This is a genomic window from Ancylobacter novellus DSM 506, assembly GCF_000092925.1.
Classification (GTDB): Bacteria; Pseudomonadota; Alphaproteobacteria; order Rhizobiales; family Xanthobacteraceae; genus Ancylobacter; species Ancylobacter novellus.
This window is the reverse complement of sequence record NC_014217.1, coordinates 1,821,831-1,833,485: the sequence shown is the minus strand read 5'-3', so window position 1 is coordinate 1,833,485 and position 11,655 is coordinate 1,821,831. Positions and strand designations below refer to the sequence as shown.

Genomic DNA, 11,655 nt, shown 5'->3' with positions numbered 1-11,655 from the left:
CATGTTGTCGCCGCAATCTAGTGAGTCTAATTAATCCAGACGATCAGCAAAGACTCCTTTGATAGCGGTAAGAGATTCATTCGAAAATCCATCAATTCACGATATGGAATCAAATACTAAGAGATTCTGGTGATTTGATACCGCCGCTGCCGAAAGTTGGTGCAACAATACAGAAAACAGCATCTAGACAGACCGTCATTTTTGATGCTGCAATGCACACCACGCGCATCATCTACGGGCACTTTGACGGTGTTCGAAGGCTGATCCCTCTCGAATCCGTCGACCAGCGAAACGGGTGGCTCATGAATTTTGAGACCTTCGGACATCAGGCTGGACGCGATTTCGGGCGGGAAGGCCTAGCCTCTCCAATCCGAAATCTGCAGGAGACAGGGATGATCGGTGACGATCTGAAACCTGAAGAACAACTTCGTGGCGCGTGGGAGTTGGCCGATTCGTGCCATAACTACTTAAGAATTGCAGACAATGCCGATGTGATCGGCGGTGTGTTCGTCGAGGACGGCCAGTGCCTCGCCTGGGGCTTCCACCGCGGCGACATCATGAAACCGGTCACGCTACGTCTCGAGGTCGACGGCGTGACCGTATTCGAGCGCACCACCGCGCCCGAGGCCTACATGCCCATCCACGTCACGGGCTATCGCCTCGCCTCGCACCGGCAGATGGTGTTCAGCGTCGATGACGCCCGCGTCGCCGCCGGTGCCTTCGCGGCGCAGGGCTTCTGGCCGGACGCGGAGATGCGCGAGGACCTCACCCATTTCATCGTCGGCATCGGACCCAGCGCCCGCGAGGCGCGCATGCGTCATCTCGTCTGGCACGAGATTCCCAATGTGACGCGGCGGCTGGAGAGTTCCGACGAGCCGCCGGCGCGCTGGCGCGCCTCGGTCTACACCCGCTACATGGCGACGCGGCTCGAACTGAAGGGCAAGCTCTCGGGCGGCCAGTCGGTTGCCAACTGGATCGTCTCCGAGGTGTTCGAGGACTGGTACAAGCGCCAGGTCTTCTGCCTGACCGACGAGATCCACGCGCTGCTCAGCGAGCCGGTGATGAATCGGCGGGTGATGAAGCACGAGATCAGCCTCACCCTCTTCGCCTTCTGGCGGCGGCACTACCCGCACATCGACATCTTCACCGAGGAAGGGCTGCGGCTCGTCCAGTACAAGTTCGCCACCGCCCCCTTCATCGGCGACAAGAACAACATCAAGCTTGTCTCGGACGGGCTGCGGCGCTCGCTCTCGGCGCCCGCCGACATGTACCGTAACCGCGACCTGCCCTGGAGCTGGTACTGGCTGTTCCTCCTTGAGGACCAGGGCCTCGGCAACAGGCTGCGCGACGAGGATTTCGTGCGCCTCACCTCCTTCAAGGAGGTCGCGCTCGACGTCACCCAGCCCGACCGGCTCTCCTTCACGCCCAACACCTGGCGCGCCTATTGGGGCGCCGGCGGCAATGGCGAGTTCACCCGCTTCGACCTGGCGCTGATCTCCATTCTCGCCGACACGCCCTACCCCGAGGTGGCCATCGCCGAGCGCGGCGCCGCCTTCTGGCACGAGCGGCTGCAGGGCGACGTCTATGCCCGCGCGCCGGAGCTCTCCGTGCTTTCCGCCACCGGGCGGATCGAGGCCGAGCCCATCGCGCTGCGCGACGAGGTGCCGCGCCGTGACCTCGTCATCATCGGCCACGCCAATGAGAGCGGCCTCGGGCGCAACCTCAACATGTTCGTCGAGGCGCTGTCGGGCTTCTCGCCGCTGGTGTTCAACGCCGACGACGGCGCCTGCGTCAATCCGGATGCCGACTACAACCCGAATGTGGGCGTGCGTGCCCGCACCGTGCTGCTCTGCGTCAACGCCGACCGCGCGCCGGAGATGATCGCTCGCTTCGCCGGTATCTGCGAGGACGCGCACATCATCGGCTTCTATCTGTGGGAGAGCGATCGTCCGCCGGCTAACCATACGCTCGGCGCGCTCGCCGTCGACGAGATCTGGACGCCGAGCAACTACGTCGCCGAGGCCTACCGCAAGATCACCCCGGTGCCGGTCACCGTGGTCGATAAGGGGCTGCACCAGCCGCTGGCCTACGTGCCGTTCCTCGATCGGTTCCGGCGCGAGCCGTCCGAGTTCGTCTTCCTCACCGCGGCCGAGTTCGGCTCTTCCATCGTGCGCAAGAACCCGCTCGACGTGGTGAAGGCGTTCCAGCGTGCCTTCGAGGACAGCGACCTCAATGTGCGCCTCCTCATCAAGATCCGCGAGGTCAATCCCGGCCACTGGAGCAACATCGATTCCTATTGGGAGGAGATCGAGGAACGCATCGCCGGCGACGACAGGATCGCGTTGGTCGAGGGCAACCTGACCAATGAGGAATACTGGACGCTGATGTGGAGCGTCGACGCGATGGTCTCGCTCCATCGCTCGGAAGGCTTCGGCTACTTCATCGCCGACGCCATGTTCGCCAACAAGGCGGTGGTCGTCTCCGACTATTCCGGCTCGCAGGATTTCTGCGACGCGGAGAACGCCTTCGTGGTGCCGGTGCAGCAGACCCCGGCGCCGCCGGAATATCTGGCGAGCCGCGGCTATATCGGCCAGTGGGGCGCGCCCGATGTCGAGGCTGCCGCGAAGGCTATGTACCAGGCGGCGGCGGATGCCGAGCAGCGCACCGCCCGCGCCGCGGCGGGCCAGGCCCGCGTCACCCACAAATACGACTTCGCCCGCTGGACCGACGCGATCTCCGCGCGGATCAGCCAGCGGATCGATCATTCCCGCCGGACGGCGGAGGCGGCACTGGGCGAGCCAGCCGCCTCCGTGGCGACCGCCGCAGCCGCGAAGGGCTAGAGCGCCGCTCGCGCCCCGCCCTTCCGCCATTGCTGCGTCGCAGAGGCCCGGCCTGAAGCGCCGGCCTCTGCGGCCGGGCGCCGGACTCCGGCGAATTCCTGAAGAGGTGCCGATTGGATAGCAACGTTCACGGCGCAGGTGCCGCACTGTCTTCCGTTTCCCAGCGCCCGCTGCATGCGGCGGCGATCCTGGGGTGCGCCTGCCGTCTGCCCGGAGCGGCGGACGAGGCCGCCTTCTGGTCGCTGCTGGCGCGCGGCGAATGCTCGGTGAGCGAGATTCCGGCGGACCGCTGGTCGCATGAGCGCTTCTTGCATCCCGGCCGCGGCGTGCCCGGCCGTGCCTACACCTTCGCCGCCGGCGTGCTGGACGACATCTATGGTTTTGACGCCGGCGCCTTCGGGCTCTCGCCGCGCGAGGCCGAGCAGATCGACCCGCAGCAGCGCCTGCTGCTCGAACTGGTGCGCGAGGCGTTCGAGGACGCCAACGTCCCGCTGTCGGCGCTCGCGGGCAGCAATGTCGGCGTCTTCGTCGGCGCCTCCTCGCTCGACAATTCGCTGCACTTCATCTCCGACATCTCGGCGGCCGACGCGCATTTCGTCACCGGCAACGCGCTGTCCATCATTGCCAACCGCATCTCGCACGTCTTCGGCTTCACCGGGCCGAGCCTCACCATCGACACGGCCTGCTCTTCCTCGCTGGTCGCCTTCGACCGGGCGGTGAAGGCGATCGAGAGCGGCGAGATCGACACCGCCGTCGTCGCCGGCGTGAACATCCTGGCGAGCCCGTTCCACTTCATCGGCTTCTCCCGCGCCGGCATGCTCTCGCCCACCGGCCGCTGCCGGCCCTTCTCCGGCGAGGCCGACGGCTATGTCCGCGCCGAGGGCGGCGTGGTGACGGTGCTGAGCCGGCTCGACCGCGCCTCGGCCGCCGGCTGGACGCCGCGCGCCGTGGTGATGGCGAGCGGCACTAATTCGGACGGGCGCACCAACGGCATCGCCATGCCGGAGACCCGCGCCCAGCAGCGCCTGCTCGAAGAGCTCTACGAGCGCCGCGGCATCGATCCCAACCGCCTCGCCTTCATCGAGGCGCATGGCACCGGCACGCTGGTCGGCGATCCCGCCGAGGCGCTCGCCATCGGCTCGGCGGTCGGCAAGCGGCGCGCCTCGCCTTTGCCGGTCGGCTCGGTGAAATCGAACATCGGCCATCTGGAGCCGGCCTCCGGCCTCGCCGGGATGCTCAAGGCGCTCAACGCGCTGGAACGGCGCGAACTGCCGGCGTCGCTGCATCTCGACACGCTCAACGAGTACATCGATTTCGAGGCGCTCAACCTCACCCCGGCGGCCGAACCGCTTCCGCTGGACGCCGAATCCCGCGTCGCCGGAATCTCCTCCTTCGGTTTCGGCGGCACCAATGCCCATGCGGTGATCCGCCTGCCGGAAGCGCACGAGCTGCCGGCGCGCGACGCGCCCGCCGCCGCGCCGGTGCTGATGATCTCGGCGCACGATCCGCAGGCGCTTTCCGCTCTCGCCGACGCCTATGCCGACCGGCTGGAGGTCGAGCCGGCGCCCGAACGCCTCGCCCATGCTGCAGCACATGGGAGGGCGCGGCTGGCGCATCGCCTCGCCGTCTCGCTGAAGGCTCCCGACGCGCCGGCAAGGCTGCGCCGCATCGCCCGCGGCACCGGCGAAGGCGCGCTGCTGCGTGGCGCCCCGCGCGGTTCCGGCTCTGGCGTCGCCTTCGTCTTCACCGGCAATGGCGGCCAGTATGCCGGCATGGGCCGCGCCGCCTGGCAGGCGAGCCCCGCCTTCCGCGACGCCGTCGAGGAGATCGACGCCCTGTTCGAGCCGCTCGCCGGCTGGTCGCTGGCGGAAGCCTTCCGCCAGCCGCCGAACGAGGCGAAGCTTGCCGCTACCGAGATCGCCCAGCCGCTGATCTTCGCGCTGGAGGTTGCCCTCGCCCGCACGCTGATGGCGAATGGCTGCATGCCCGCGGCCGTCGTCGGCCACAGCGTCGGCGAGATCGCCGCCGCCTATATCGCCGGCGCGCTGAGCCTGTCCGACGCTACCCATCTCATCTACTGGCGCAGCCAGCTGCAGGGCGAGACGCGCGGCAGCGGCGTGATGGCTTTCCTGATGGCGAGCCCGGCGCAGGCTGGCGAGCTCGTCGCCGCCGCCGCCCAGCCGGAGGTGGTCATCGGCGCCGTCAACGCGCCGAAAGGCGTGACGCTGTCCGGCCCGGCCGGCGCGGTCGACGCGGTGCTGCGCCTCGCCCGCCGCAGGGGCGTGGTCGGCAAGCGCCTTGGCATCGACTACGCCTTCCATTCGCCGGCCATGGGGCCGCTCTACGAGCATCTCTTCGAGGTGCTCACCGTGCTGGTGCCGCGCGCGCCGGCGATCCCGTTCATCTCCGGCGTCACGGGCGAGCCGATCGAGGACGCCTCGCTCGACGCCTATTACTGGTGGGACAACATCCGCCAGCCGGTTCAGTTCGACGCGGCGGTGCGCACCGCCGCGCGCGACAGCTCCATCGGCATCTTCCTGGAGATAGGTCCCAAGGCGGTGCTGACCGGCTTCCTGCGCGAAATCCTCGCCGATGCCGGGCGCCCCGCTACCGTCCTCGCGTCGCTGCAGGAGAAGGACACCGCCGACGAGGACCCGGTCGAGCGCACCCTTCTCGCCGCGCTGGTCAATGGCGCGGCGGTGGACGAGGCCAAGCTCTTCGGCCCCCCTGCCCCGCCCGGCCGCATCGAATTGCCCAAGACGCCGTGGCACCGCCAGCCGATTCGCCCGCCGCGCACGGGCGAGGCCATCGACCTGATCGGCACCGGCATAGATGATCATCCGCTGCTCGGCGCCCGGCTGCTCGGCGATGGCAGCGAATGGCGCGGCACGCTCGACATCGATTCCCGTCCCTTCCTCGCCGACCACAAGGTCGGCGGCAATGTCGTGCTGCCGGCGACGGCGCTCGCCGAGATGGCGCTGGCCGCCGGCCATGGCGCGCTGGGCACCGACCGGCTGCGGCTGGAAGAGTTCGCCATCTTCTCGGCGCTGCGTCTCTCCGCCGGCGAGAGCCTGGAGACGCGCGTCGCCGTCGACGCCGAGGGCGGCGTCGTCATCTCCTCCCGCGCCCGCGGTTCCGAGGAATGGAGCCTGCACGCGCGTGGCCGGGTGCTGGCCGATAGCGGCGTCAGCGCGCCGCTGGCCCCGCCGCCCGAGGTGGAGGGCGAGAGCGAGCTCGATGCCGAGGCGCTCTATGCCGCCGCCGCCCGGCTCGGGCTCGACTATGGCCCCTCCTTCCGCCTCGTCCGCTCCGCCCGGCGCATCGGCGCGGAAATCCATCTCGACCTCGCCGCGCCCGACGAGCCGCAGGAGCCGTATCTTCTCCCGCCGACGCTGGCCGACGCCGCGCTGCACGGGCTCGTGCTGGCCGCCGAGGGCCAGCCGACGCGTGCCGGCACCGCCTATCTGCCGATCCGTTTCGCCAGGCTTACCGTGCGTGGCGCGGCGGCGCCGGTGCGCGCCGCGCTGACGGTCCGTCGCGCCAGCCCGCGCGCGCTAGAGCTGGACGTCGCGCTGTTCGACGAAACCGATACCGAGACCGCCCGCATCGAGGGCGTCGAGCTTCGGGCGGTGGCGCTCGCCGCCGAGGACGAGCTCGACCACGATTTCCGCCAGAGCTATGTCCGGCTCGGCCCGGCGCGCACGGACGCGGGTAGCCGCATCGAAACCTTCCTCGATGCCGCCGGCGACGTTCCCACCGCCGACGATGCGCTGATGCTCGACGCGCTCGCCTATGCCATCGCCCATCGCGCGGTGGCCGGGGTCGCGGGCGAAGAAATGCTCGCTGCCGAGCGTCTCGACATCGAGGCGCTGATCGCGCAGGGCCGTCTCTCCGCCGAGCGCCGCGGCGCCTTCCTCGCGCTGCTCGACATCCTGTCCGAGGGCGGGCTCGCCCGCTACGCATCGGAGGAGGGTTGGCGCGTCCTGCCGCAGAGCGACCTGCCGACCCCGGAGCCGCTGCTGCACGAGATCGAGCGCATCGCTCCCGACCGCGCCGCCGAACTTGCGATCGGCGCCCGTCTCGTCGTCGACCTCGCCGCCCATCTGCGCGGTGCCCTCGCTCTCACCCATGCCGCCGGTCTCGTCGACCAATGGGAGGCCGCCTCGCCGGCCGCCCGCGCCGTCGCCGAGCAGGCGGTGGCGCTGGTGAAGGCGGCTTCGCGCGATCTCGACGCGCCCCTCGCCGTGCTGCTGGTCGAGCGTCACGGCACGGTGCTCAAGGCGCTGCGCCCTCTGGCCGAAGCCGGTGCCATCAACCTCGCCATCCTGCCCGCCGACGCTTCCGCCCGCCCCCGCCTCGCCGACCGCGTGCGCCCCTCCGAGGGCATGGCGCTCTGCGACGAGGAAGCCCTGCCCGCGGCCGATCTGGTCCTCCATGCCGATCCGCGTCAGCCGCTCGATCCGGCCGGCGAGCTCGGTCGGCGGCTCGGTGCGGCCCTGCGGCCGGGCGGCGCGCTTCTCGCGCTCGGCTTCGCGGCGAGCGGCTTCGCGCGGCTGCTGACCATCGATGCGCCCGCCGGCACCGTGCGCGGCGAGCGCCGGCTGCGCAGCGCCCGGGCGGCGACGGACATCGCGGTGATCGGCGCTCCGGCCCCGGAGGCGCCCGACCACCGGGTGGTTGGGGAGGCCGTGATGGCCTTGCTGAGGGAGGATGCGCGCTCATGCCTGGTTTCGGACGCCGGCCACGTACTCGACCCCGATCTGTCGTTGCCTGCCGCCAGGAGCGGCGCCGTGCTCGTGTGGCGGCCGTCACCCGGCGTGGACGCCGCCTCGCTCGCAGCGGCGATGGACGAGACACGCGCGCTGCTGGAGGTCCTTCGCGCCGGCGCCGACGCCGGCTCTCCCGCCCTGCGCCTGCTGGTCGACGGCGACCCGCTGGGCGGCTCGCCCGCCGCCGCGGCGCTGTGGGCCTTCGCCCGCACGGCGATGAACGAATATCCCGATCTCGACGTCAGGCTGATCGCTCTCGACCGGACCGTCGTCGACGGCGCGGCGATGAACGAATTGGCGCGCGCCATCGTCGGGTTGCCCGGCGAGCGCGAGTTGGTGCTTGACGATCGCGGCCTGAAGGCCGTCCGCCTCGCCCCGGCGGCGCCGGAGCGCGCCGTGGGTTCCGAGGCGGCGGCCCGGCTCGCCATGCAGCGGCCGGGCTCGCTCGACCGCCTCGTCTGGCGGCCGGAATCCCGCCGCGCGCCGGAAGCCGGCGAGATAGAGATCGAAATCGCTGCCGCCGCGCTGAACTTCCGCGACGTGATGTTCGCGCAGGGCCTGATCGGCGACGACATGCTCGCCAGCGGCTTCGCCGGCCCGACCCTCGGTTTCGAGTGCGCCGGCAGGGTCGTGCGTGTCGGCGATGGCGTCGCCGATATCCGGCCCGGCGACGAGATCGTCGCCTTCGCCCCCGGCTCGTTCGCCACGCACACGACCGTGCCCGCCGCTGCGGTGCTGCCGGTGCCGGCCGGCGTGTCGCTGGATGCGGCGGCGACGCTTCCCGTCGCCTTCCTCACCGCCTGGTACGGCCTCGTGCAGTGCGCGCGGCTGGAAGCCGGCGAGACCGTGCTGATCCACGGCGCCGCCGGCGGCGTCGGGCTGGCGGCGATGCAGATCGCCAAGGCGCGGGGCGCGCGCATCGTCGCCACCGCCGGGTCGCCGGAGAAGCGCGCCCTGGTCCGGCTGTACGGCGCGGACGCGGTCTACGATTCCCGCGACACCCAGTTCGCCGAGACGCTGCGCGCGGACGGCGGCTGCGACGTAGTGCTCAACTCGCTGGCGGGACGGCCGATGGAGCTGTCGCTGCGGGCGCTGAAGCCGTTCGGCCGCTTCGTCGAATTGGGCAAGCGCGACTTCGTGGCGAACACCAGCATCGGGCTGCGGCCCTTCGCGCGGAATCTCACCTATTTCGGCGTCGATGCCGACCAGCTCATCGCCGCCCGGCCGGCGCTGGCGCAGCAGATGCTCGCCGAGCTGAAGCGCCTGTTCGAGGCCGGCACGCTGCGGCCCCTGCCCCATCGCGTCTTTGCCGCCGACGATGTGCGCGCCGCCTTCCGGCTGATGCAGGGTTCGGGGCATGTCGGCAAGATCCTGGTCCGGCCGCCGGCCGACATCTCCGCGATGCCGGCCGAGAAGCCGGCCTTTGTGGCGGCTGCCGAGGGCGTGCATGTCGTGGTCGGCGGCACGGGCGGCTTCGGCCGCGAGACCGCCCGCTGGCTGGCGGAACGGGGCGCGAAGCACATCGTCGTCGCCTCGCGCCGCGGCGTCATCGATCCGCCGCTGGAGGTGGATGGCGCCGAGATCGTCGCCGAGAGCCTCGACGTGCGCGATGCGCGCGCCTGCGCGGCGTTCATCGAAGAGCTTCGCATGCGCCACGGGCGCATCGCCGGCCTCATCCACACCGCCATGGTGCTGGACGACGCGCTGATCCGCGATCTCGACTATGACCGCTTCGAGGAGGTGCTGGCGCCCAAGGTCGACGGTGCCCGCAACCTCGATGTGGCGACCGCCGGGCTCGATCTGGACTATTTCGTGCTGTTCTCCTCGGCCACCACGCTGATCGGCAATCCCGGCCAGGCAGCCTATGTGGCGGCGAACGCCTATCTCGAAGCCCTCGCCCGCCGCCGCCGCGAAGAGGGCCGGCCGGCGCTCGCCATCGCCTGGGGTGCGATCTCCGATGCCGGCGTGCTGGCGCGCAATGCGGCCACCTCCGAGAAGCTGAGCCGCCGGCTCGGCTTGGGCATGCTCACCGCGAACGCGGCGCTGGAATTCCTCGGCGCCTGCCTCACGGATGAAGCCACGTCGCCGGTCGTGGTGCATGCACCGGTCGACTGGCGCGTGGCGCGCGAGCTGGCGGTCATGGGCGGGGCGAGCTTCGCCGCGCTGCGTCCTGCCATCGACGATCCTGCGACCGCTGCCGGCGAGGCGGACCTGCTCGCCCTCATCCAGGGCCAGAGCGACGCCGAGGCGCGCACCACCGTGCTCCGCCTGCTCACCGGCGAGCTCGCCCGCATCCTGCGCCTGCCGGCGGAGGCCATCGAGCCCACGCGTCCGCTGAGCGACATCGGCATGGATTCGCTGATGGGGCTGGAGCTCGACATGGAGATGCAGCGCCGCCACAAGGTCGCCCTCCCCATGCTCGGCCTCGGCGCCGGCGCGACGCTGGAGGACGTGTCCGACAAGGTGCTGCGCAAACTGCGCCCCTCCGGCGAGGCTTCGGGTGGCGAGAGCTCCGCGCCGGGCATCCAGATCCCGGAGGAAGGCGCCGGCCTGATCGACCGCCATTTGCGGGCCGAGCCGACGGCGGCCGCCATCCAGTCGCTGCACGCCAAGGCATCGGCGGACAGCCGGCGAGACGGGAGCCTGCTGCGATGAGCCTGCACAGCAACGGTATCCATCTCGACGAGGCGGCGCGGGCCGCGCTGCTCGCTCGCATGCGCGAGCGTACGAGTGAGGTCGATGCCGCCCCGCCCATGCCGGTCTACGACACCTCCTTCGAGACGCTGCCCGGCTATGACGAATTGCTGCTGGTACGCTCCGCCGGCGAGGCGCTCGGCATCTCCAACCCGTTCTTCCGCCCGCATGAGGGGCGCGCCGGCCCCGTCAGCCGCATCGACGGGCGGGAGGTGATCAACTTCGCCTCCTACGACTATCTCGGCCTGAACGGCCATCCCGAGGTACGCCGCGCCGCGCAGGAGGCGATCGAGCGCTACGGCACCAGCGTCTCGGCGAGCCGGCTCGTCGCCGGCGAGCGCCCCATCCACCGCATGCTGGAAGCGCGGCTCGCCGGCCTGCACCGGGCGGACGATGCCGTCGTCTTCGTCTCCGGCCACGCCGCCAACGTGACCACCATCGGAACACTTGTCGGGCCTGAGGACGCGGTGTTCCACGACACGCTGATCCACAACAGCGTCATCGTCGGTGCCCAGCTCGCCGGCGCCACGCGCCGGAGCTTCCCCCACAACGACCTCGACGCGCTGGAGCGCATCCTCGCCGCCGAGCGCCCGCGCTACCGCCGGGCGCTGATCGTCGTCGAGGGGCTCTATTCGATGGACGGCGACGTGCCCGACCTCGCCCGTCTCGTCGAGCTGAAGCAGCGCTTCGGCGCCTGGCTGATGGTCGACGAGGCGCACGGCATCGGCGTGCTCGGCGCCGGCGGCCGCGGCGCCGCCGAGTTGCTGGGGCTCGATCCGGGGCTGGTCGACATCTGGATGGGCACGCTCTCCAAGTCGCTCGCCTCCTGCGGCGGCTACATCGCCGGGCCGCAGGCGATGATCGACTATCTCAAGGTCTCCGCCCCCGGCTTCGTCTATAGCGTCGGCCTGCCGCCGGCGGCGGCCGGTGCGGCGCTCGCCGCGCTCGACGCCATGGAGCGTGAGACCGGGCGCATCGCGACGCTGCAGGCCAATGCCCGCTATTTCCTGGAGGCGGCGCAGGAGGCGGGCCTCTCCACCGGCACCGCCGAGGGCCACGCCATCGTGCCGATCATGGTGGGGGACTCGCTCAAAGCCGTGCTGCTGTCCGAGCGGCTCTTGGCGCGCGGCGTCAACGTGCTGCCGATCATCCATCCGGCGGTGCCGCACCGTTCGGCGCGGCTGCGCTTCTTCATCACCGCCGCCCATGCCCGCGAGCAGCTCGACGAGGCCGTGCGCGTGCTCGTCGAGGAGATCGACGAGTGTTCCCGCCTTCTCGCCGAGCTCGGGTTCGGCGGCGTGGAGGATGGCGAGGAGACCGATGCCGTGCCTGTTCCGGAGTGGAGGAAGTGA

At 70.5% G+C, this 11,655-nt stretch carries 3 protein-coding genes; all 3 read left to right on the top strand.

Annotation, left to right across the window (positions count from 1 at the left end; genetic code table 11):
- Positions 1-392: 392 nt before the first annotated feature.
- The 3 genes from SNOV_RS08810 (at position 393) to SNOV_RS08800 (ending at position 11,655) form a co-directional block, all read left to right on the top strand.
- On the top strand, positions 393-2,840 hold the full coding sequence (locus SNOV_RS08810) for a glycosyltransferase family protein (protein ID WP_013166568.1): 2,448 nt from the start codon (positions 393-395) through the stop codon (positions 2,838-2,840).
- A gap of 113 nt (positions 2,841-2,953) precedes the next feature.
- Positions 2,954-10,264, top strand: coding sequence for a type I polyketide synthase (locus SNOV_RS08805; RefSeq protein WP_013166567.1), 7,311 nt, complete (start codon positions 2,954-2,956; stop codon positions 10,262-10,264).
- A complete protein-coding gene (locus SNOV_RS08800; RefSeq protein WP_013166566.1) occupies positions 10,261-11,655 on the top strand; it encodes an aminotransferase class I/II-fold pyridoxal phosphate-dependent enzyme in 1,395 nt (464 codons plus the stop codon). The genes SNOV_RS08805 and SNOV_RS08800 overlap by 4 nt, the downstream gene beginning before the upstream one ends.